This window comes from Microbispora sp. H10885 (genome assembly GCF_014161415.1).
GTDB classification, from domain to species: Bacteria; Actinomycetota; Actinomycetes; order Streptosporangiales; family Streptosporangiaceae; genus Microbispora; species Microbispora triticiradicis.
Window position 1 is genome coordinate 30,273 of sequence record NZ_JABBWY010000016.1, and the last position, 22,576, is coordinate 52,848.

General features: G+C 72.1%; 19 protein-coding genes. 3 read left to right on the forward strand and 16 right to left on the reverse strand.

The features are described 5' to 3' along the window. Positions 1-75: 75 nt before the first annotated feature. From HHX37_RS32920 to betA, 12 genes are all read right to left on the reverse strand, one after another. On the reverse strand, positions 76-906 hold the full coding sequence (locus HHX37_RS32920; RefSeq protein WP_182882622.1) for a hypothetical protein: 831 nt from the start codon (positions 904-906) through the stop codon (positions 76-78). Next, the gene (locus HHX37_RS32925) at positions 903-2,000 is read right to left on the reverse strand and encodes a 2OG-Fe(II) oxygenase (RefSeq protein WP_182887900.1); all 1,098 of its coding nucleotides are present in this window, start codon (positions 1,998-2,000) and stop codon (positions 903-905) included. Before HHX37_RS32925 ends, HHX37_RS32920 begins: the two co-directional genes overlap by 4 nt. Next, positions 1,997-3,157 (reverse strand): radical SAM protein, encoded by a 1,161-nt coding sequence (locus HHX37_RS32930; RefSeq protein WP_182882620.1) that lies wholly within the window; start codon positions 3,155-3,157, stop codon positions 1,997-1,999. Before HHX37_RS32930 ends, HHX37_RS32925 begins: the two co-directional genes overlap by 4 nt. A 5-nt stretch (positions 3,158-3,162) precedes the next feature. Further along, a complete protein-coding gene (locus tag HHX37_RS32935; protein WP_182882619.1) occupies positions 3,163-3,459 on the reverse strand; it encodes a hypothetical protein in 297 nt (98 codons plus the stop codon). 148 nt (positions 3,460-3,607) lie between these two features. Next, the gene (gene panD / locus HHX37_RS32940; RefSeq protein WP_182887901.1) at positions 3,608-4,045 is read right to left on the reverse strand and encodes an aspartate 1-decarboxylase; all 438 of its coding nucleotides are present in this window, start codon (positions 4,043-4,045) and stop codon (positions 3,608-3,610) included. 74 nt (positions 4,046-4,119) lie between these two features. Beyond that, positions 4,120-4,719 (reverse strand): sarcosine oxidase subunit gamma, encoded by a 600-nt coding sequence (locus tag HHX37_RS32945; RefSeq protein ID WP_182887902.1) that lies wholly within the window; start codon positions 4,717-4,719, stop codon positions 4,120-4,122. Positions 4,720-4,735: 16 nt separating this feature from the next. Then, positions 4,736-7,573 (reverse strand): 2Fe-2S iron-sulfur cluster-binding protein, encoded by a 2,838-nt coding sequence (locus HHX37_RS32950; protein ID WP_220503342.1) that lies wholly within the window; start codon positions 7,571-7,573, stop codon positions 4,736-4,738. After that, on the reverse strand, positions 7,570-7,848 hold the full coding sequence (locus HHX37_RS35975; protein WP_208759153.1) for a sarcosine oxidase subunit delta: 279 nt from the start codon (positions 7,846-7,848) through the stop codon (positions 7,570-7,572). Before HHX37_RS35975 ends, HHX37_RS32950 begins: the two co-directional genes overlap by 4 nt. 14 nt (positions 7,849-7,862) lie before the next feature. Beyond that, on the reverse strand, positions 7,863-9,089 hold the full coding sequence (locus HHX37_RS32955) for a sarcosine oxidase subunit beta family protein (protein ID WP_182887903.1): 1,227 nt from the start codon (positions 9,087-9,089) through the stop codon (positions 7,863-7,865). Then, a complete protein-coding gene (locus HHX37_RS32960) occupies positions 9,086-11,554 on the reverse strand; it encodes a GcvT family protein (protein WP_182887904.1) in 2,469 nt (822 codons plus the stop codon). The genes HHX37_RS32955 and HHX37_RS32960 overlap by 4 nt, the downstream gene beginning before the upstream one ends. Before the next feature lie 2 nt (positions 11,555-11,556). Continuing rightward, a complete protein-coding gene (locus HHX37_RS32965) occupies positions 11,557-13,047 on the reverse strand; it encodes an aldehyde dehydrogenase family protein (protein ID WP_182882615.1) in 1,491 nt (496 codons plus the stop codon). A gap of 86 nt (positions 13,048-13,133) precedes the next feature. Beyond that, positions 13,134-14,786 carry a choline dehydrogenase gene (betA, locus tag HHX37_RS32970; RefSeq protein WP_182882614.1) on the reverse strand — a complete coding sequence of 551 codons (1,653 nt, stop codon included), beginning with the start codon at positions 14,784-14,786 and terminating at the stop codon, positions 13,134-13,136. 113 nt (positions 14,787-14,899) lie between these two features. On the opposite strand from betA, the gene HHX37_RS32975 reads away from it, so the two are divergent. Beyond that, positions 14,900-15,688, forward strand: coding sequence for an IclR family transcriptional regulator (locus HHX37_RS32975; RefSeq protein WP_310740647.1), 789 nt, complete (start codon positions 14,900-14,902; stop codon positions 15,686-15,688). Here the strand turns inward: HHX37_RS32975 and HHX37_RS32980 are convergent. The 3 genes from HHX37_RS32980 to HHX37_RS32990 are packed head-to-tail and all read right to left on the reverse strand — an operon-like array spanning position 15,666 to position 19,479. Beyond that, entirely contained in the window at positions 15,666-18,026 is a 2,361-nt protein-coding gene (locus HHX37_RS32980) for an FdhF/YdeP family oxidoreductase (protein WP_182887905.1), read from the reverse strand. The genes HHX37_RS32975 and HHX37_RS32980 overlap by 23 nt on opposite strands. After that, a complete protein-coding gene (locus HHX37_RS32985) occupies positions 18,023-19,165 on the reverse strand; it encodes an aromatic ring-hydroxylating dioxygenase subunit alpha (protein WP_310738270.1) in 1,143 nt (380 codons plus the stop codon). Before HHX37_RS32985 ends, HHX37_RS32980 begins: the two co-directional genes overlap by 4 nt. Next, on the reverse strand, positions 19,162-19,479 hold the full coding sequence (locus HHX37_RS32990) for a bifunctional 3-phenylpropionate/cinnamic acid dioxygenase ferredoxin subunit (protein WP_111699825.1): 318 nt from the start codon (positions 19,477-19,479) through the stop codon (positions 19,162-19,164). Before HHX37_RS32990 ends, HHX37_RS32985 begins: the two co-directional genes overlap by 4 nt. A gap of 160 nt (positions 19,480-19,639) precedes the next feature. Here HHX37_RS32990 and pdhA point away from each other — a divergent pair, with 160 nt between their 5' ends. After that, positions 19,640-20,770, forward strand: a complete 1,131-nt coding sequence (pdhA, locus tag HHX37_RS32995) for a pyruvate dehydrogenase (acetyl-transferring) E1 component subunit alpha (protein ID WP_182877464.1) — start codon at positions 19,640-19,642, stop codon at positions 20,768-20,770. Positions 20,771-20,892: 122 nt separating this feature from the next. Then, a complete protein-coding gene (locus HHX37_RS33000) occupies positions 20,893-21,813 on the forward strand; it encodes an SGNH/GDSL hydrolase family protein (protein WP_182887906.1) in 921 nt (306 codons plus the stop codon). 13 nt (positions 21,814-21,826) lie between these two features. Here HHX37_RS33000 and HHX37_RS33005 read toward each other — a convergent pair whose 3' ends face one another. After that, complete coding sequence (locus HHX37_RS33005) at positions 21,827-22,555, reverse strand: YqjF family protein (protein WP_182887907.1); 729 nt, start codon at positions 22,553-22,555, stop codon at positions 21,827-21,829. Positions 22,556-22,576: the final 21 nt, after the last annotated feature.

A 22,576-nucleotide genomic window follows, 5' to 3' on the forward strand; every position in this document is an offset into this window, starting at 1 on the left:
CTCTCGCCCGGCGGGGAACCGATGGAGGAGGTGGCGGTTCACCCGGCTTGAGGCGGGCCGACGCAGGTCACCGCGTCATGGCTGCGCGAACGGCAGGCGCAGAGCCGGCCACTGCCGGCCGAGCAGGTCCTGCAGCCCGGTCAGCGCCGGTCGCCACAGCGCCGCCGGGAAGAAGCCCGGGGAAAGGGCGACGGTCACCAGAGCCGGCCGTACGGGAAAGGCGGCGCGGATGTGGTCCGCCATGTGCGCGAGCCGTGTCCGGAGCTCGGCCTCCCCGATCAGCGGCTCCGGGTTGCGGTCGTCCAGGGCGTTGCAGAGGCAGTCGAGGTCGATGTCGAGCCAGGCGGGCTCGGTGACGGTCCGGGTGGGCGGGGTGCGCAGCGACGGGCGCTGCACCTGCCAGACGGTGTGGATGATCCCGGCGTCGGCGAACGGCCTGATGAAGCTGCCGATGCCGAACCGACCTGCGATCACCCACGCGGCGACGGCGGCGGGGTCGCCCAAGGGCGGCAACCGCCCGGGCGGGGGCGGCGCGAAGTCGTCGTGCGCGTCCATGTGCACGAGATGAGCCGGCCTGGGATCGTGGCGCGCCGCCCGGGCGAAGGCCACGGCCGCCCAGGAGTGGCTCGCGGCGACCATGCACGCGGGCCGGTCCGGTGCGGGCGGGCGCCAGGCGCTGACGAGCGGCAGCCGCCTCACCGGACAGCCCAGAAGCTCCCGGCTCACCGCGGAGAGATCCGGGTCTCGGGCGGCGCCGGGCGGGAGCGCCGGCAGCAGATGCGCGGTGGCTCTGCTGTCCCAGGCACTCTCCAGGAGGGGCACCCGGTCTTCGTGGACGGTCGCCAGCGCACGCACCGCGGCGTCGGCCGGAGTGCTGCCCAGGACGTCGATCAGGGCTCTTCTCATGGCCGTCCCGACCTGCGAGCGGCGATCGCCTGATCGAGAGCGGCCATGCCCTGCGGAGGGAGCAGGTGGGCGACGGGTTCGAAGCGCGCCCGTTCCCAGTGCAGGCCGTCCTCGTCGATCGGCACTCTGGGAAGCTGCTCGACGGTGTCGGCCAGGTCGATGAGCAGGAGAGCGCGCCGTTCGTCCTCGGTCGCGGGCACCACGCCGCCATCGCGGTGGTCGTTCAGGTCCGCGCCGAGCGCGGCGTGTGGCAGCGACGCGCGTGCGCAGACGGAGAACAGCCAGACGAGCCGCTCGGCCTCGGCCCCGACCTCGGCGCATAACCGCTCGCGATCGGGCGGGTCGCCGTGCGCGCCCGTCGAGAAGTACTCCGTCCCGTAGACGCTGTGCAGGTGACCGGCGACGCAGACGGGTTCCGGCGCCCCCCACCGCCGCAGCAGGTCGTGGACGCCTTTCAGGTGCTGTGCCAGGGTGCCCCCGGAGTGCGCGATCCGGTCGGCGCCCGCGTGCAGGCGGTCCCGGTGGCGCTGCCAGAAGGAGAAGACGACCGAGTGGCGGACGCCCGCGCGTACCGGTGTGACCGCGTGGAAGGAGTCGTCGGAGGCGGCGAAGACCAGCCCGGTGTTGGGCAGCGGGCGCAGCACCCGGTCGACCGCCTCGATGCTCGGCTCGCTGAAGAGCACCAGATGGCCACCGTGGTCGTCCCGATATCCGGTGCCGAGGTGGACCACCAGGCGGTGGGTCTCGTCGTCGGCGTCGGGCGCGTCGTTGTGGAGCCCGATGCCCTGGCCCGGTATGAGCCGGTGGGCGACGACCTGCACACGCTCGGCCAGTTCCACCATCAGCAGGTCGGCCGCCCACGTGCGCAGCCGGTCGATCAGTTCCGGGCCGAGCAGGCCGCCCATGGGAGCATGCCGCAGCAGGTCGCATTCGTACTGCTCGAAGAACCGGCCGCGATGCAGATTCCACCCCTCGATGCCGGACAGTTCTTCGGTGAGGGCCCCCGCGAGATCGTCGGCGAAGACCTGGGAGACGGTGGCGTGGAGGAAGGGGTCGGTCCGCACCTCGGTGCCGGCCAGCAGCAGCCCGGTCATCTGATCACCTCCAGCAACGGCACCCGGCTGTGGTCCTCGAACTCCAACTGGAGGTCGGGGCCGACGCGGCTCCAGATATGGCCGAGGATCACCTTGTAGTCCTCGCAGTAGACGCTGGGGTTGTCGTACCGCCGCTCGGGCGACCAGCGCGAGGCGACGTGACCGCCTCCGCAGGCGTAGCGGTAGACGCACCGCCGGCACACGTCGGCCAGGTTGGTCGAGGCGTGGCGGATCTCCTGCCAGGTGGGGTCCTCGTTGATGGCGACCAGCGGGTCGTCGATCACGTTCAGCGTGCTCCTGGTGATCGCCTGGCGCGAGGTGCGCAGCACGTCCAGGGCCTCCAGGCTGCCGTCGGTCAACATCGTCATCGTCGTGATCTGGCCGTACCCGATGGACTCGGACCTGCTGGGCATTCCGAGCAGGCCCTTGACCAGGCTGGACAGGAAGCGCACGGTGACCCCACGGTCGGCGTACTCGTCGTACCAGACGTCGAACAGGCCGCAGTAGAACGGCGCGATCGAGGCGGGGGTGTCCTCATGGGTGGCGTCGGGGACCAGGATGTCCACGTCGGCCTTGAGGTCGTCGAGGAAGTACCGCAGGACGGCCACCGGGTCGGCGGCCGGATCGCAGACCGCCAGGGCGCCTGGAGAGACGCCATGCCGGCGCATCACCTCGAAGGCGCGCAGCACCGCCTTGTGCGTGCCGAACCCGCGGAAGTCCCTGCGCCGCAGGTCGTGCACCTGCGGCGGGCCGTCGATGCTGATCGTGACGTGGATCTCGTTGGCGCACAGGATCCGCGCCCATTCGTCGTCGAGCAGCAGGCCGTTGGTGGTCATGCTGAGCTTGAGCTTGGTTCCCGTGTCGTATTCCAATTCCCGCAACGCCTCGAACAACGCCCGGGAACGCCGCTTTCCGAGGAGCAGCGGCTCACCTCCGTGAAAAAGGATCGAGAAACGCCGGAGATCGTGCTCGGCGATGTGCTCGGCCAGCCGGCGCAGTAACGCCCGCTCCGCTTCCTCAGTGAGGAGCGGCGGTCGTTCGTACACCGACGAGTCGCGGAACCAGTAGCAGTAATCGCAATTGATGTTGCACCGGCTGGCCAGCTTGAGCAGCAAGTAATCCGGGATGATCCGGCCGTCGGCCGTCTCCGCAGGCATCGCGCTCAGGGTTGCACGGGCGGCAGGACGATTTCCTCGCCGGGCAGCGAGGTGGGGATGTCGCGGTTGTAGTAGCGGTCGTAGCCGGGGGACGTGCGGTCGAACCCGCGGGTGAACTCCGCCGTCAGCCCACCGCCCTCGCGGCCGATGTCCCGCAGAATGGTGTCGATCGCCGTACGCGTGGAGTGGATGGAGATTTCCATCCCGAACCGCTCCTGCAGCTCCCGGAGATTGTCCATGGAAAGAGTGCGGAGCTCCTCACCGGAGAGTTCGATGCTGACTTTGTCGTCTTCCCCAGCCATGCCGTGCCCTCTCTTCCGTCGATTCTTATTTCATCAGAACCGACGGCCGCACACATGTCAAGGCGGAATTCGCCGCGATATTCAGATCTTTCCCCGGTCACGGTGTCGATACAATGACCATTTGTCTATTCCGCCGCACATATGGCTTTTATTCTTCCGGAATGCCGATCGCCTGCCTCACCCGGTCGCCGGGGATCAGGCCCATGCCGTCGGGCACGGCGGCGGGGTCGGAGCCCACGTGGACCGGCTTGTTGTCCCGGTCGACGAAGACGACGCGCGGCCTGAGCGCCTTGACCTCCTCCTCGGCGACCAGCGCGTACGCGATGATGATCACGAGGTCGCCGACCGAGATGAGCCGGGCGGCGGCGCCGTTGATGCCGATCGTCCCGGAGCCCGCCGGGCCCTCGATGACGTACGTCGACAGGCGGTTGCCGTTGTCGATGTCGACGATGTCGACCTTCTCGCCCTCGACGAGGTTCGCCTCGGCCATGAGGTCCGCGCTGATCGTCACCGAGCCGACGTAGTGCAGATCGGCCTGCGTGACGGTGGCGCGGTGGATCTTCGACTTCATCAGCGTGCGGAACATGGTCTCCCACCGGGGTTCGAAAGCGGCCTCCTCACGAGCGCCCTCGATGGTACGTCACGCCGCGAAGCCGCCTTTCATCCCCTGTACTCGGCGGCCGCGTACTCGACGGACGCGTCGAGCAGCCACTCCGCCGCGTACGCCGCGAAGGAGGAGCGGACGAGCACGTGAAAGCCGTCCTCCACGGCGACCAGGACGACCCCGGTCCTGGCCAGCGGGGTCTGCGCGCACCGGCCGGGGCCGAACACCCGGGGGTGCAGGTCGAGCGCGCAGCCGTGCGCCAGCACGTCCCGCGCCCGCTCCCCGGCGACCACCAGGGTCGTGCGCTGCGCCGACACGTCCACGACCGAGACGTGCTCGCCGGCCGCCGCGTCCCGGATCCGCGCGGTCAGTTCCCGCGCGGCGCCGTCGGGGCCGACGACCAGCCACTCGTCCGGCCCGAGCCACAGCACGCTCAGGCCGCCTCCCTCCGTCACCGTGCCCGGCTCCACCGGCAGCGGCACGCCTAGAGCCGCCCCGATCCGCTCCGCCGCCGGGCTCCCGGGGTCGGCCCGCACGTTCAGGTGCGTGAGGAAGGGGATCTCCGCCAGGCGGATCGCGCCGCCCGCGCTCGCCGCCGCGAACCTGGCGGCGTACGCCGCCGCCGGGCTCCTGCGCCCGATCGCGGATTCAGCCACAGACCCAGCCACAGACTCAGCCGTCACGGCGGGCTCCTTCCGGGTCGTACAGGACGTGGGAGGTCACGGTCACGGGCACCAGGTCGTCCCCGACCGGCGCGTACAACCGCTCGCCGACGCGCCCGCGCCCGCCGCTGACCAGCGCGAGCGCGAACGTCCGGCCGAGCGCGGCGCTGCGGTAGCTGGAGGTGACGAAGCCGAGCGCCCGCACCGGCGGCGCGGGCAGAGCCGGGGACGACACGAGGTGCGCGCCCTCGGGCAGCAGCACGCCGGGGTCCTCCGGCAGCAGGCCCACCAGGTGCCTGCGGTCGGGCCGGGACGTGTCCGCCCGCGCGTACGACCGCCTGCCGACGAAGTCGGCCTTCTTCTTCGAGACGATCCACTCCATGCCGAGGTCCTGCGGGGTGACCGTGCCGTCGGTGTCCTGGCCGACGATGGGGTATCCCTTCTCCGCCCGCAGCACGTGCATGGTCTCGGTGCCGTACGGCGTGACCTCGCCGGACGCCATGACCGCCTCCCACAGGGCGAGCCCGTACCAGGACGAGACGTTGATCTCGTAGGCCAGTTCGCCGGAGAAGCTGATCCGGCAGACCCGCGCCTCGATCCCGGCGACCTCGGCGTCCCGCCAGGTCATGAAGGGGAAGTCGGCGTTGCCGACGGCGAGGCCGGGGGCGAGGGCCGCGAGCACCTCGCGGGAGCGCGGCCCGGCGAGCGCGACCGTCGCCCACTGCTCGGTGACCGAGGTGCAGCGGACCCGCAGGTCCGGCCACTCGGTCTGCAGCCACTCCTCCATCCAGTCGAGCACCGCCGCCGCGTTGCCGGTGGTCGTGGTGACGAGGTAGCGGTCGTCCGCCAGGCGGATGGCGGTGCCGTCGTCGAAGACCATGCCGTCGGGGCGGCACATGACGCCGTAGCGGATGGAGCCGACCTTGAGGGTGCTCATCATGTTCGTGTAGAGCCGGTCCAGGAACACCCCCGCGTCGGGGCCGACCACGTCGATCTTGCCGAGTGTGGAGGCGTCCATCGCGCCCACGCCCTCCCGTACGGCGGCGCACTCGCGCAGCACCGCGGCGCCCATGTCCTCACCGGGCCGGGGGTAGTACCAGGGCCGCTTCCACTGCCCGACGTTCTCGAACAGCGCGCCGCGCGCCACGTGCCACTCGTGCACGGCGGTGACGCGCACCGGGTCGTGCAGGGGCCCTCGGTCGCGGCCCGCCAGCGCGGCGAACGAGACCGGCGTGTACGGCGCGCGGAACGTCGTGGTCCCGAGCCCGGCGACGTCGACGCCGAGGGCGTGCGCTACGACGCCGCTGGTCAGCAGGCCGGAGGTCTTGCCCTGGTCGTGGGCCGTGCCCGAGGTTGTGTAGCGCTTGACGTGCTCGACCGAGGTGAGGCCCGCGCCGGTCGCGCGCAGCACCTCCGCCACCGTCACGTCACGCTGCAGGTCCACGAAGTGGGTGCCGTAGTCGCCCGACTCCACCAGCCACAGATGCTCGGCGGGCGCGGCGGCGGGCTCCTCCTCCACCACCGGCACGGCAACCCCAGGCGCACCGAACCCGAGGGCGGCCAGCGCGCGGCGGCCCGCCTCGGCGCCGTCCGCCAGGCAGTCGCGCAGCGTCGTCACGCCGGCGGCGAACCCGGCGGCCTCGGCCGCCTGACGGGTCTCGCCGGGGACGAACGCGCCCAGCCCCTCGTCGTACCGCAGGGTGCCCCCGGCCTGGCTGAACAGGTGTGCCACCGGCGTCCAGCCGCCGGACACGAGCAGCAGGTCGGCGGCGACCTCCCTGGTCCCGTGGCCGGAGCGGGGGGCGATCTCGGCCCCGGTGACCTCGCCCTCGCCCTGCGCCGCCGTCACCACGTGCCCGGTGAGGACCTCGATGCCGCGTTCCGCGCACCGGTCCGCCCACACCCGGTCCGCCCCCATACCGCCCGGTTCCCGCCGTACGTCGGCCACGGCGGCGATCTCGATCCCGGCGTCGGCGAGGTCGAGCGCCGCCGCGTAGGCCGTGTCGTTGGTGGTGAACACGACCGCACGGCGGCCGGGCAGCACGCCGTACTGGTTGACGTAGGTGCGGGCGGCGCCGGCCAGCATGACGCCGGGCAGGTCGTTCCCGGCGAAGGCGACGAACCGCTCGTGCCCGCCGGTGGCCAGCACCACACGCTTCGCGCGGATCCGCCAGACGCGTTCGCGCGCCATGCCGGGCGGGGCCGCCGCGCCGAGGTGGTTGGTCCGCCGCTCGACCGCGACGACGTAGTTGTCGTCGTAGTGGCCGATGACGGTGGTGCGGCGCAGCACGCGCGTCTCCGGCAGGGCGGCCAGCGCGGCGATCTCGGCGGACGCCCACGCGCGGCCCGGCCGGCCGTCCACCGTCTCGGTCGTGCCGAGCAGGCCGCCGCCCGGCTCGGGCCGCTCGTCGGCGAGAACGACCCGCGCACCGGCCCGCGCGGCCACACTCGCGGCGGTGATGCCGGCCGGTCCCGCGCCCACCACGAGCACGTCGCAGTGCGCGTGGACGGCGTCGTACCGCGCCGGGTCGGGCCGGTCGGCCAGCCTTCCCCGCCCCGGGAGCCTGGTGGCGACCAGGCCGTCGTACAACTCGACGGTCGTGGCCGTGAGCATCGGCTCGGGGAACGGCTCCTCGATCTGGACGACCGCGTTGGGCTCCTCGCAGCCCGCGGCGTAGACGCCGCGCGGGCGGCCGAGCCTGACGCTGCTCGCGACCGTGCGCACGCCGTTGGCCAGCAGCGCCGAAGCCAGCGTGTCGCCCGCCAGGCCTTCGAGGTCGCGGCCGTCGAACCGGAAGCGCAGGACCCGCCCGGTCACACCCTCGCGGCGGTACGGCCGGCCGCTCATGTGATCACCGGCCGCGGCTCGCCGGCCCGGTAGACGGCGTGGATCTCGTTGGTGGCGGTGTCCCGTACGGCGTTGAACCAGCGACGGCACCCGGCCGCGTGGCTCCACCGCTCCGCGAACAGGCCCTTGGGGTTGTCACGGAAGAACAGGTAGCGGGCCCACTCCTCGTCGGAGAGGGCGGCCGGGTCCTCCGGATGGGCGACGTGCGCCTGCCCTCCGTAGTGGAACTCGGCCTCGTCCCGCGGCCCGCACCACGGGCAGGCGATCAGCAGCATCAGCACTCCGAAAGTCAGTGGGCGACGGCGGCGGCGCCGTGCTCGTCGACGAGCCTGCCGGTGGTGAACCGGTCGAGCGAGAAGGGGGCGTTGAGCGGGTGCGGCTCGCCGGTCGCCACGGTGTGCGCGTAGCACCAGCCGACACCAGGCGTGGCCTTGAACCCGCCGGTGCCCCATCCGCAGTTCACGTAGAGGTCCTCGACCGGGGTGAGCCCGACGACGGGTGAGGCGTCGGGGGTGACGTCCACGACGCCGCCCCAGGTGCGCAGCACGTGCGCGCGGGCGAAGACCGGGAACAGCTCCAGCGCGGCCGCCATCTGCCGCTCGATGATGTGGAACGCCCCGCGCTGCCGGTAGGAGTTGGCCGTGTCGATTCCGGCGCCCATGACCAGTTCGCCCTTGTGCGCCTGGCTGACGTACACGTGGACGGCGTTCGACATGACCACGGTGGGGTGCACCGGTTCGAGCAGTTCCGACACCAGCGCCTGCAACGGGTGGCTCTGCAGCGGCAGCGGCACGCCCGCGAACCCGGCGACCACCGAGGAGTGTCCGGCGGCGGCCAGCGCGACCTTCTTCGCGGCGATCGGGCCGCGGGTGGTCCGCACCCCGGTCACCCGGCCGTCGCGCACGTCGAGGCCGGTCACCTCGCAGTGCTCGACCAGGTCGACCCCGAGGTCCGCCGCCGCCCTGGCGAAGCCCCAGGCGACGTAGTCGTGCTTGGCGATCCCGGCCCTCGGCTGGAAGGTGGCGCCGAGCACCGGGTAGCGCACGTCCGGAGAGATCTCGACGATCGGGCAGATTTCCTTGACCTGCTCCGGCGTCAGCCACTCGGCGTCGACGCCGTTGAGCCGGTTGGCGTTGACCCGGCGCACGCTCTCGCGGACGTCCTGAAGGCTGTGCGCGAGGTTGAGCACGCCGCGCTGGCTGAACAGCAGCGGATAACCGAGGTCCTCCTCCAGGCCCTCCCACAGCTTCAGCGCGTGCTCGTAGATGCCCGCGCTCTCGTCCCACAGGTAGTTCGACCGGATGATGGTGGTGTTGCGGGCCATGTTGCCGCCCGCGAGCCAGCCGCGCTCCAGCACCGCGACGTCGGTGATCCCGTGGTTCTTGGCCAGGTAGTACGCCGTGGCGAGGCCGTGGCCGCCGCCGCCGACGATCACCACGTCGTACGACCGCTTGGGCTCGGCGGAGCGCCACAGCCGGTCGGGGTGGTCAGGCAGGGAATCGGGCAGGGGGTTCATCGGGCCTCCCCGGTCCCGCGCAGTCGTTCCATCGCGGGGTCGAACAGGGGCTCCTCGGCGACCACGGCGGTCACCCGGCGGTCGAAGTAGCCGATCTCCAGCGTCCGGCCGGGCGTGGCCAGCGCGGCGGGCAGCCAGGCGTAGGCGATGCCCTTGCCGATCGTGTAACCGAAGGCCGCGCTGGTGACGTAGCCGACGCCCGTGTCGCCGTCGTACACCGGCTCCCTGCCCATGACCACCTGGGCGGGGTCGTCGATGGTCAGGCAGGTGAGGCGGCGGCGCACGTTCTCCCTGCGCCGCTCCAGCGCCGCGCGGCCGACGAAGTCGCCCTTGTCCATCCTGACGGCGAATCCGAGCCCGGCCTCGTACGGGTCGTGCTCGAAGGTCATGTCGGTGCCGAAGGACCGGTAGCCCTTCTCCAGCCGGAGGCTCGCGAACGCGCCGCGCCCGCCGGCGATGATCCCGTGCTCCCGTCCGGCCTCCCACAGCGTGTCCCACAGCTTCGCGCCGAGGTCGGCCGTCGTGTAGAGCTCCCAGCCCAGCTCGCCGATGTACGACAGCCGCAGCGCGGTGACCGGCACGGCGCCGACGTACGCCTTCTTGGCCCTGAAGTAGCGGAAGCCCTGGTTGGAGAAGTCGGCGCCGGTCAGCGGCTGCACGAGGTCGCGGGCGCGCGGCCCCCAGACGCCGAGGCAGCAGGTGCCGGCGGTGATGTCGCGGACCACGACCGACCCGTCCTCCGGCAGGTGGCGGTGGAGCCAGTCCAGGTCGAGGTTGCCGTTCGCGCCGACCTGGAACGTGTCGCGGCCCAGCCGGGCGACGGTGACGTCGCTGCGGATGCCGCCGTCCACGTCGAGCAGCAGGCAGTAGGTCACCGAGCCGACGGACTTGTCCATCTGGCCGGTCGTCAGCCGCTGGAGGAAGGCGAGGGCGCCGGGGCCGGCGACCTCCAGGCGTTTCAGCGCGGTCATGTCGTACAACGCGACGGTCTCGCGGGACGCCCGGGCCTCCGCGCCGACGATCGGCGACCAGTAGCGGGCGGCCCAGTCGCCGGGCGCCGGGATGTCCCCGCCCTCCAGCAGGCGGGCGTTGGCGCCGTACCACTGCGGCCGTTCCCAGCCGGACGCCTCGAGGAAGTACGCGTCCAGCTCGCGCTGCCGGGCGTGGAAGGGGCTGAGGCGCAGCGGCCGCGGCTCCTCCATCGGCTGGAGCGGGTGGATGATGTCGTAGACCTCGACGAAGTTCCGGCAGCCGCGCGCCAGCACGTAGTCGGGCGCGAGCTGGTGCGGCTCGAACCGGTTGACGTCGCACTCGTGCAGGTCGAACGACGAGCAGTGGCCGTCGACCAGCCACTCGGCCATCGCCCTGGCGACCCCGGCGGAGTGGGTCACCCACACCGCCTCGGCGACCCAGAAGCCCTTCACGTCGGGCGACTCGCCCATAAGGGGCAGGTGATCTTGAGTGAAAGAGAAGATCCCGTTGATGCCCTCGTCGATCTCCGCCGCGCGGGTGCCGGGCAGCAGCCGCCGGGTCTCGGTCCAGGCGTCCTCGAAGTCCTCGGGAGTGAAGGCGAGCACCGACGGCATCACCTCGGCCTCGTCCACCGGCAGCAGGTCCTCGGGCCGGACCGGCATCGGCCGGTGGCCGTAGTAGCCGACGCCGACGCCGCCGGAGCGCTGTCGGTAGTAGAGGTCGGCGTCCTGGTGCCGCAGGATCGGCAGCGTCGCCTCCTCGGTGTGCCCTTCCAGCCCGGGCACCGGCCCGGTCCAGGCGAGCTGGTGCGCGAGGGGGGTGAGCGGCAGCGGCATGCCCGCCATCGCGGCGACCTTCGGCCCCCAGATGCCGGCGCAGCACACCACGACGTCCGCGGCGATCTCGCCCTGGCCGGTCACGACCGCGGCCACCCGGCCGTCCTCGGTGCGGATGTCCAGCACCTCGCGCCGCTCCAGCACCCGTACGCCGCGCGACCTGGCCCGGCGCAGCTGCGCCTCGACCGCGCGTACGGCCTTGGCGATCCCGTCGGTGGGGATGTGGAGACCGCCGAGCACGACGCCGGGGTCGAGCAGGGGAAAGAGCTCCGCGCTTTCGGCGGGGGTGAGCAGGCGCGATTCGACACCCCAGGAGGTGGCCCAGCCGTGCCGCCGGTGCAGCTCGGCGAGCCGCTCGGGGGTGGTGGCCACCTCCAGGCCGCCGACCTGGAGGAAGCAGGGCTCGCCGTCGAGGTCGAGCGAGCTGAGCTTCTCGACGGTGTAGCGCGCCATCCGGGTCATGGTCTTCGACCCGTTGATCTGGAAGACCAGGCCGGGCGCGTGCGAGGAGGAGCCGCCGGTCGCGGGCACCGGGCCCTGGTCGACCACCGTGACGTCCGTCCAGCCGCGGGCCGACAGTTCGTCGGCGAGCGCCGCGCCGACGACGCCGGCCCCGATGACGACGACGCGCGGGCCCGTCGTGGTCACGTGTTCCATGTTCACGCTCCTCGGCCGGCGTCGCGCGGCCTGAACCAGTGCTGGGGACGGGGATCGGTGTTCTGCCACACGTGCTTGATCTCGCGGTACTCGTCCAGGCCCGTGGGGCCGAGCTCGCGGCCCACCCCGGACTGCTTGAAGCCGCCCCACTCCGCCTGCGGCACGTACGGGTGGTAGTCGTTGATCCACACCGTCCCGTGCCGCAGCCGGGCGGCCACCCGCTGCGCCTTGCCCGCGTCCCGCGTCCAGACGGCGCCCGCGAGGCCGTAGTCGGTGTCGTTGCCCAGGGCGACCGCCTCGTCCTCGCCGGAGAAGCGCTCCACGGTGAGGACCGGCCCGAACGACTCCTCCCTGACCACGCGCATCTCCCGGTGGCATCCGTCGAGCACGGTGGGGCGGTAGTAGAACCCGCCGGCCAGCTCCGGCTCGTCCGGCCGCCGCCCGCCGCAGCGGAGCTTCGCACCCTCGGCGAGACCGGCCTCGACGTACGCCTCCACCTTGGCCAGGTGCGCGGCGGAGATCAGCGGACCGGTCTCCGCCTCGGGGTCGAACGGCCCGCCCAGCCGGATGTCCTCGGCCCGGCGGGCGACCTCGGCCACGAAGGCGTCGTGGATCGGGTCCTCCACCAGCAGGCGGGCGCCGGCCGAGCAGACCTGGCCCGAGTGCAGAAAGACCGCGGTCAGCGCGAAGTCGACCGCGGTCTCGAAGTCGGCGTCGGCGAAGACGATGTTGGGGTTCTTGCCGCCGAGTTCCAGCGCGACCCGTTTCACGGTCGCCGCCGCCGAGGCCATCACCCGCCGCCCGGTCGCGAGGCCGCCGGTGAACGACACCATGTCGACGTCCGGGTGCTCGGCGAGCGGCGCTCCGGCCTCCGGGCCCGCGCCGAGCACGAGGTTGGCCACGCCCGGGGGCAGGCCCGCCTCCTCCAGCAGCCGCATCAGCAGGACGGCCGTACTGGGGGTGAGCTCGCTCGGCTTCAGCACGAAGGTGTCGCCCGCGGCGAGCGCGGGCGCGACCTTCCAGGAGGTCTGCAGCAGGGGGTAGTTCCAGGGGGTGATGAGCCCGCACACGCCGAGCGGCTCGTGGACCACCCGGCTGACCGCGTCGGCCCTGCCGGTGTCGATCACCCGGCCCGCGTCGGTGCCGGCGATGCCGCCGAAGTAGCGGAAGCACCGGACGACGTCGTCCACGTCGTACTCGCTCTCGGCGAGCCGCTTGCCCGTGTCCAGCGACTCGGCCCGCGCGATCGACGCCCTGTCGCGCTCGATCAGATCGGCCGTCCGCAGGAGCAGCCGTCCCCGTTCACCCGCGGGCGTACGCGGCCAGGGGCCCGCGTCGAACGCGTGCCGCGCCGCCGCGATCGCGGCCTCGGTGTCGGCGCGGCCGGCCTCCGCGACGGTCGCGACGACCGAGCCGTCGGCGGGGCATCGGATCGTACGGCGTCCGCCTGCGACGGCGTCGGTCCAGGCGCCACCGATGAAGAGGTCCGCCACGGGCAGCGCCTTCCGATCACAGTCGTTGCGTAATACGCACCTGTTTGCTTATCGAGGAACAGAATCGATCCCAGACACGGGCTCCGTCAAGGCGTGATCCCTGGCGTGTGACGGTAGAAGCCGGCCTCGGCGGGCGGGAGGGGGGTGTTGCCGAGGATCAGGTCGGCCGCCTTCTCGGCGACCATCATCACCGGGGCGTAGATGTTGCCGTTCGTGACGTACGGCATGACCGAGGCGTCCACCACCCGCAGGCCCTCCAGGCCGTGCACGCGCATGCTGTCGGGGTCCACCACCGACATCTCGTCCACGCCCATCCTGGCGGTGCAGGACGGGTGGAGGGCCGTCTCGCCGTCCCTGGCGACCCAGTCGAGGATCTGCTCGTCCGTCGCGACCGACGGCCCGGGGGAGATCTCGCCGGCGCTGAACTCCTGGAGGGCCGGCTGGCCCAGGATCGCGCGGGTGACCCTGATGGCCTCGACCCACTCCCGCCGGTCCTGCTCGGTGGACAGGTAGTTGAACCGCAGGGCGGGCTTCACCCCCGGGTCGGCGCTCTTGATCTTCACGCTGCCGCGGGCGTCGGAGTACATCGGCCCGACGTGCACCTGGTAGCCGTGCCCGCCGGCCGGGGAGCTGCCGTCGTAGCGCACCGCGATGGGCAGGAAGTGGAACATCAGGTTCGGGTAGGCCACGTCCTCGTTGCTCCGCACGAAGCCGCCCGCCTCGAAGTGGTTGGTCGCGCCCGGCCCGGAGCGCAGGAACAGCCACTGCGCACCGATCCACGGCCGGTGCCGCCACTTGAGGTACGGCTGCATGGACACCGGCCGCTTACAGGCGTGCTGGACGTAGACCTCCAGGTGGTCCTGGAGGTTCTCCCCCACGCCGGGCAGGTCGTGGACCACCTCCACGCCGAGGGCCCGCAGTTCGGCGGCGTTGCCCACGCCCGAGAGCTGGAGCAGTTGCGGGGTGTTGATCGCGCCGCCGCACAGCACGACCTCGCCCGCCCGGATGACCTGCCCGTCGCACTCGACCCCGACCGCCCGTCTCCCCTCGAACACGATCCTCGTGACGTACGCCCTGGTCCTGATCTCCAGGTTCGGCCGCTTCCGCACCGGGTGGAGGTAGGCGCGGGCGGCCGACAGGCGGCGGCCGCGCCGGATGTTGCGGTCGAAGCGGGCGAAGCCCTCCTGGCGGTAGCCGTTCACGTCGTCCGTGAGCGGGTAGCCCGCCTGCTGCACGGCCTCGAAGAAGGCCGGGAACAGCGGGCTCGCCGCCGGGCCCCGCTCCAGCACGAGCGGCCCGTCGTGCCCGCGCCGGGGATCGTCCGGGTCCGCCGCCAGGCAGTTCTCCATCCGCCTGAAGTACGGCAGGCAGTGCGCGTAGTCCCAGTTCTTCATCCCGGGATCGGCGCCCCAGCGCTCGTAGTCCATCGGGTTGCCCCGCTGGAAGATCATCCCGTTGATGCTGCTCGACCCGCCGAGCACCTTCCCCCTGGCGTGGTAGATCCGGCGGCCGTGCATGAACGGCTCGGGCTCCGACTCGTACTTCCAGTCGTAGAAGCGGCTGCCGATCGGGAAGGTCAGCGCGGCCGGCATGTGGATGAACACGTCCCACAGGTAGTCGGGACGGCCCGCCTCCAGGACCAGCACCCGGGTGGACGGGTCGGCCGACAGCCGGTTCGCCAGCGCGCTGCCCGCGGAACCGCCACCGACGATGACGAAGTCGTACTGCTGAGCGGTCAATCTGCCCTCGTCTCACTCGCGTCCGTACGGGGACCGCCTAAAAGGGGAGGTTTAGTGCAAATCGTATCGTCATGATCGCTGGCCGTTCCGGGTGAAGCGCTACAGTCTCGGCTGTGAGCAACGACGCTTCCGCCGCCAGGTCCGAGGCCTCCGGTGGCGGCGTGCAGTCCGTGGACCGGGCGGTCAGCATCATGGAGATCCTCGCCAGGCGCGGGGAGGCCGGGGTCACCGAACTCGCGGCCGAGATCGAGGTGCACAAGTCGACCGCGTTCCGGCTGCTGGGCGCGCTGGAGGCACGCGGGCTGGTCGAGCAGGCCGAGGACCGCGGCAAGTACCGCCTCGGCTTCGGCCTCGTCCGCCTCGCCGGGAGCGTCTCCATGCGGATGGACGTGACGCAGCGGAGCAGGCCCGTCTGCCGGCGGCTCGCCGAGGAGATCGGCGAGACGGTGAACATCGCCGTCCTGAGGTCGCACTACGCGGTCAACCTCGACCAGGTGCGCGGCCCCGCCGCCGTCACCGCGCACAACTGGGTGGGCCAGCTCACGCCCCTGCACGCGACGTCGAGCGGGAAGGTCCTGCTGGCCCATCTCGACCGGCGGCACCGCGAGGACCTGCTGCGCGCGGCCGGCCTGGAGCGATACACGCCCGGCACGGTGACCTCCGTGGAGGCCCTCGAACGCGAACTGGCCTGGGTGCGCGAGCACGGCTACGCCCTTTCGCTGGAGGAGCTGGAGGTGGGCCTGAACGCGATCGCCGCCCCGGTGCGCTCCTTCCGGGGCGAGGTCGTGGCGGCGGTCAGCGCGTCCGGGCCCGCCTACCGCTTCAGCGAGGAGCGCATGCGTGAGACGGCCCCCGTCCTGCTGCGGGGCGCCGAGGAGATCAGCCACCGCCTCGGCGGATAGCCGTCTCCCCCGCCGGGCCTCCCGCCGTGTCTTCCGCCGCACGGCGCAGCCGTACGACGACGCTCTTGGAGGTGGGCGTGTTCGACGTCTCCGCCACCGAGTCCAGGGGCACCAGCACGTTCGTCTCCGGGAAGTACGCCGCGCAGCAGCCCCGCGCCGTCGGATAGGCGACCGCGCGGAACCCCTCGGCCACCCGCTCGCCGTCCGCCCACTCGCTGATGATGTCCAGCATGTCGCCGTCCGCTAGCCCGCGCTCGGCGAGGTCGTCGGCGTGGACGAAGACCACCCGCCGCCCGTTCCTGATGCCGCGGTAGCGGTCGTCCAGGCCGTAGATCGTGGTGTTGTACTGGTCGTGGCTGCGGATCGTCTGCAGCAGGAGGCGGCCCGGCGGCACCCGCAGCACCTCCAGGGCGTTCACCGTGAAGTTCGCCTTTCCCGTGGCCGTGGGGAAGCGGCGCTCGTCGCGCGGCGCGTTCGGCAACGCGAAGCCGCCCGGCCCGCGCACCCTCGCGTTGAAGTCGTCGAACCCGGGCACGACCCGCTCGATGCGCTCCCTGATCGCGTCGTAGCCGGCCTCGAACTCGGCCCACGGCACGTGCGGGTCGTCGCCGAACAGCTCGCGGGCCAGCCGGCACACGATCGCCACCTCCGACAGCAGCACGTCCGACGCGGGGCGGAGCCGGCCGCGCGAGGCGTGCACCATGCCCATCGAGTCCTCGACCGTGACGAACTGCTCGCCACCGGCCTGGACGTCCCGCTCGGTACGGCCGAGCGTGGGCAGGATCAGCGCCTGCTCGCCGCACACGGCGTGCGACCGGTTCAGCTTGGTCGACACCTGCACGGTGAGCCGGCAGCGGCGCAGGGCCGCTTCGGTCGCGGCGGTGTCCGGCGTCGCCGAGACGAAGTTGCCGCCCATGGCGAAGAACACCCGGGCGTCCCCGTCCCGCATGGCCCGGATGGCCTCCACGGTGTCGTGGCCGTGCTCGCGCGGCGGCGGGAAGCCGAACTCCGCCTCCAACGCGTCGAGGAACTCCGGCTTGGGCTTCTCGTAGATGCCCATCGTCCGGTCGCCCTGCACGTTGGAGTGCCCGCGTACGGGACACACGCCCGCGCCGGGACGCCCGACGTTGCCGCGCAGCAGCAGGAAGTTGACGACCTCCCTGATCGTCGGGACCGATTTGCGGTGCTGGGTGAGGCCCATCGCCCAGCAGACCACGACCGAGCGGGCGGCGAGCACGTCGCGGGCCGTCTCCTCGATCTCGGCGCGGGTCAGCCCGGTCGCCTCGATCACCTCGGCCCAGTCCGGACCGCCACCGTCGCGCCCGCGCAGGTGCTTCTCCCAGTCCTCGAAGCCGTGCGTGTGCGCCTCGACGAACTCGCGGTCCACCACCGTGCCGGGCGCGGCGTCCTCGGCCTCCAGCAGGAGCAGCGACAGCGCCTGGAACAGCGCCAGATCGCCCCCGAGGCGGATCTGCAGGAACCGGTCGGACAACGCCGTCCCGGTCCCGGCGAGGCCGGAGGCCTTCTGCGGGTTCCTGAACCGCAGCAGCCCGGCCTCCGGCAGCGGGTTGACCGACACGATCCGCGCGCCGGCCCGCTTCGCCCGTTCCAGCGCGGTGAGCATGCGCGGATGGTTGGTGCCGGGGTTCTGCCCCACCACGAAGATCAGGTCGGCCCGGTGCAGGTCGTCGAGCAGCACCGTGCCCTTGCCGATGCCGAGCGTCTCGGTCAGCGCCGAGCCGCTCGACTCGTGGCACATGTTGGAGCAGTCGGGCAGGTTGTTGGTGCCGAACCGGCGGACGAGGAGCTGGTAGGCGAAGGCGGCCTCGTTGGACGTGCGGCCGGAGGTGTAGAAGACCGCCTGATCGGGGTGGTCGAGCGCGCGCAGCTCGCGCGCGACGACGCCGAAGGCGTCCTGCCACGAGATGGGTTCGTAACGGTCCGAACCGGCCGGCTTGTACATCGGCTCGGTGAGCCGGCCCTGCTGGCCCAGCCAGTAGTCGCTGCGCCGGGCCAGCTCGTCCACCGGATGCTCGGCGAAGAAGTCCCGGGTGACCCGGCGGACCGTCGCCTCCTCGGCCACCGCCTTGGCGCCGTTCTCGCAGAACTCGGCGGGGCTGCGGTGTCCGTCGCCCTCCGGCCAGGCGCACCCCGGGCAGTCGAAGCCGGTCTTCTGGTTGACCCGGAGCAGAGTCAGCAGCGTCCGCCCCGCGCCCATCTGGCGGTATGCCGTGCCCAGCGCGTGGCCGACCGCCGGGACCCCGCCCGCCCATGTCTTGGGCGAGCCGATCTCCAGCCGCTCGTCTCCGACGTCCTCCCGAGGCGCCTTACGCGTCACCCTGCATCTCCTCCGACCTCACTCAGCCTGCCGCGTACCCAATCATGGAACAGGCCGATGTGGTGCTCGCTCGGCACCAGCACCCCGCCCCGGGCGTACGTGCGGGAGCTCATCGACGGCTGCGTGCGCTCGCAGGCCTCGAAGTCCTGCTCGTTGACCCGGTGGAACAGCTCCACCGAGCGGCTGACGTCCTTGCCTGCCGCCACGACCTCCGGCAGGTACAGCCAGTCGCACTCCACGACCGTCCGGTCCGCCGCGAGCGGGAACATCCGGTGCACGATCACGTGGTCGGGCACCATGTTGACGAAGACCTGCGGCTTGATGGTGATCGCGTAGTAGCGCCGGTCCTGGTCCTCCCGGATGCCCGGGATCCGGTCGAGCCCCTCGGAGCCGTCGACCGTGAACCCCCGGATCTCCTCGCCGAACGACGCGCCGTGGCCCACGTAGTACTGCGCCGCGTAGCCGCCGGCGAACTCCGGCAGCACCTCGGTCAGCTCCGGGTGGATGGTCGCGCAGTGGTAGCACTCCATGAAGTTCTCGACGATGAGCTTCCAGTTCGCCGCGACGTCGTACCGGATCCTGCGGCCGAGCGCCAGGTTGGCGACGTCGTAGTTGTCGAGGGAGGCCACGTCGCCGAGCCGGGTGCGCACCTCGCCGAGCACGTCCTCCTCGAACGAGGGCGGCTCGTCGGCCAGGCAGACCCACACGTAGCCCAGCCACTCCCGCACCGCCACGTTCACCAGGCCGTACTCGACCCGGTCGAGGTCGGGCATCTTGGTGAGGTTGGGGGCCGCGATCAGCCTGCCGTCGAAGTCGTACGTCCACGCGTGGTACGGGCACTGGAAGGCCCGCCTGGCCTCGCCGGACTCCTCCGTGCGCAGCCGCGCGCCGCGGTGACGGCAGACGTTGTAGAAGGCGCGGATCGAGCCGTCCCGCGCCCGGGTGACCAGGATGCTCTCGGCGCCGACCTGCACGGTCCGGAACGCCCCGGGCTTCGGCAGGTCCGAGGCCCGTACGGCGCAGAACCACATCGCCTCGAAGACGCGCTCGCACTCCCGCGCGAAGACTTCCGGGTCGGTGTAGGACGCGCCCGGCAGCGTGGCGATCAGACTGGGCGGCAGACTGGGCGGCAGGCTCACGGCTGCGGCTCCCGCGACGGGATCACGTAGATCGTGTCGTCCTCCACGACCACCGTGTGCGTCCGCACCGGCAGCTTGGCGGGAGGACTGTCCACCTTGCCCGTCCGCAGGTCGAAGCGCGAGGCGTGCAGGGGGCACTCGACCTCGCACCCCTCCAGCCAGCCGTCCGCCAGTGAGGCGTCCTGATGCGTGCAGGTGTCGTCGACGGCGTAGATCTCCCCGTCCTCCGTGTGGAAGACCGCGATCGGCGGCTCGGCGTCCAGGCGGAACGCCTCTCCCCGCGGCAGGGACCGGAGGGGACACACAGGAATCATCGGCGTCCTTGGTTGTAGGTCGGCACAGTTGTGTAAGCCGAAACTCCTAGCGCTATGCGCAACACACTGAGGTCACCCGCGTCCGGTGTCAATAGGGGGGCCAATAGGTGGAAAGCGGACGTCGGCCATGTCGGGTGAGCCGAGAGGCCCGGCACCCGCGATGATTGTCCTTCGCGTTCTTCACCGTTCTCAGAGAGGAGACGACGTGCGGCGCCAGGACGAGGCCGAAGATCTGGTCCAGTTGCTCACGCCGGAAGGCGAACGTGTCGTGCACCCCGGGTACGACCTGGACCTGTCGAAGAGCCAGTACCGAGGGCTGTACCGCGACATGACGCTGGTACGGCGGCTGGACCGGGAGGCCTTCGCCCTCCAGCGCCTGGGTGAGCTGGGCATGTGGATCCCCTGCCTGGGGCAGGAGGCCGCGCAGATCGGCTCGGGCCGCGCGCTTGAGCCGGACGACCACGTGTTCCCCTCCTACCGGGAGCACGGCGTCGCCTGGTGCCGGGACATCCCTCCGCTCACGCTCATGGGGATGCTGCGCGGCACGACAAACGGCGGCTGGGACCCCCGCCACACCGGCTTCCACCTCTACACGATCGTCCTCGGCGCGCAGACCCTGCACGCCGTGGGTTACGCGATGGGGATGCGCAGGGACGGCGACTCCTCGGCCGTCGTGGCGTACTTCGGGGACGGCGCCGCGAGCGAGGGGGACGTGAGCGAGGCGTTCAACTTCGCCGCCGTCTACGACGCGCCGGTCGTCTTCTTCTGCCAGAACAACCAGTGGGCCATCTCCCACCCCGTGGACCGGCAGAGCCGGACGCCGATCCACCGCCGGGCGCAGGGCTACGGCTTCCCCGGCGTGCGCGTGGACGGCAACGACGTGCTGGCCTGCCTCGCCGTGACGAGGGCCGCCCTGGAGCACGTACGCCGGGGCGACGGGCCGTTCCTCATCGAGGCCCACACCTACCGGATGGGCCCGCACACCACCTCCGACGACCCGGGGCGGTACCGCCCGGCCGAGGAGGTGGAGGAGTGGCGGAAGAAGGACCCGATCGCGCGGATGCGGGCGTTCCTCCTGCGTGAGGGCCTGGCCGACGACGCGTTCTTCCGGGAGGTCGACGAGGAGGGCGACCGGCTCGCCATGGAACTGCGCGAGGGCGTCATCGCCATGCCGGATCCGCCGGTGGACGCCTTGTTCGACCACGTCTACACCGGCCGCCACGCGCAGCTGGAGGAGGAACGCGCCTGGTACACCGCCTATCTCGACCGGTTCGAGGAGCCGCGCGCCTGACCGCAGCCGGAACCACAGCCCGGCCGCGCGCGGTGTCGCGGTGACGGACGAGGCGAACCCGGGGCTCCAGCTGGGCGTCCAACAGCGACCCCACAACCGGCAACCGACCATGGAGCTCCCCAGTGGCCCTCGGCATCACCCCACGCTCCGTCCGGCGTACCGCGGCGACGGCCGCGCTGCTCGCCGCCTCGGTCTCCCCACTCCTGCCCGCCACCGTCGCCACCGCCACCGTCGCCGCCGCCTCCACCGCTTCCACGGCCGGCACCGCCGTCACCGCGCGTTACGTCGCCCTCGGCGACTCGTACGCGTCCGGGGCGGGGCTGCCGGACCCCACGGACCCGCAGTGCGCGCGCTCCGGCCTCAACTATCCGTCGGTGCTCGCCCGGTCGTACGGCTCCCGCACCTTCCGGGACGCCACCTGCGGCGGCGCGACCACCCGCGACCTGTGGCACCGGCAGGGCGCCAAGGCCCCGCAGTTACGCGCCCTGTCGAGGAACACGACCCTGGTCACGGTGACCATCGGCGGCAACGACATCGGCTTCTCCGGCATCATCGGCACCTGTGTCTCCGCCGCGCGGTCCGACCCCGCCGGCAGCCCGTGCCGGGCGGAGTACGCGAAGAGCGGACACGACGAACTCGCCCGCCGCATCAGGGCCCTGTCGCCCCGGATCGCCGCGATGCTGGCCGACGTCAGGCGGCGCAGCCCCCGGGCGACGGTCATGCTGGTCGGCTACCCCGCCCTGCTTCCCGAGAGCGGGGCCGCGTGCCCCTCGGTCGTCCCCTTCGCCAGGGGCGACTTCCCCTACCTGCGGGACACGGTGAAACGGCTCAACGGGATGCTCCGGCAGCAGGCCCGGCGGGGCGGCGCGGTCTACGTCGACACGTACACGCCGACGATCGGGCACGACATGTGCGCGGGCGACGCGCGTTTCGTCGAACCGCTCGTCGTGGCCGCCGGGGTCGCGCCCGCGCACCCCAACCAGCAGGGACAGCGTGTCATGGCGTCCCTCGTCGCGGAGCGGATCGACCGGCTCCGCCGCTGACGGCGCCCGCGGGTCAGGCCGCCGGCACCGGCCGCCACATGCCGATCCGTACGGACACGCCGGGCGACGCGTGGACGATCGGGTCGTGCCCCGGGTCGGGCAGGCCGGCCGCCCGCAGCAGCCCCTGCTCCAGCCCGGCCGTCCGGGCGTGGTGCAGGGGCCAGCGCGGGTGCTCGACCTCGGCGGTGGCCAGCCGCCCGGCGACGACCGTGAAGAGCCGGTACCGCTCGACCAGGAAGTCGGCGAGCCCGCTCCGCCCGGCCTCCGTCACCGGCGCGCCGAGGTCGACGTCCGCGTCGCACCGCACGCCCGCGTGGCCTGGCCAGAGGCGCCGGCAGCGGTAGCTGCGCCGCGCCCCCGCGCCGCTCACGGACATGCGGGACCAGTAGTACGGCAGCCCGTAACCGGCCCGGGCGCCCAGCACGGCCGGGAGCCTCCCGGCGTCCAGCGACAGGAACCACAGGCCGCCGCGCCCCCGCGCGTCCCGCGCGTACGTCCGCACGTTGGTCTCGGGGAACCGCGACAGCCACGGCAGCGGCGGCAGGCCGGGCGCCCGCACGTCCCGCATGAGGAACGGCGTGATCCCGACGTACGCGGACCCCTCGAAGGTGTCCACGGTGAGCCCGTCCGGCAGGAACCCCTGCACGACCTCGGGCGGATACCGCCAGTGGATGAAGGTGATGTCGGCCCAGCGGTGGTGCATCACCGGCTGCTCGACCCGTCCCGACGGCATGAAGACCATGCCCCGGCATCTACCCAGGAC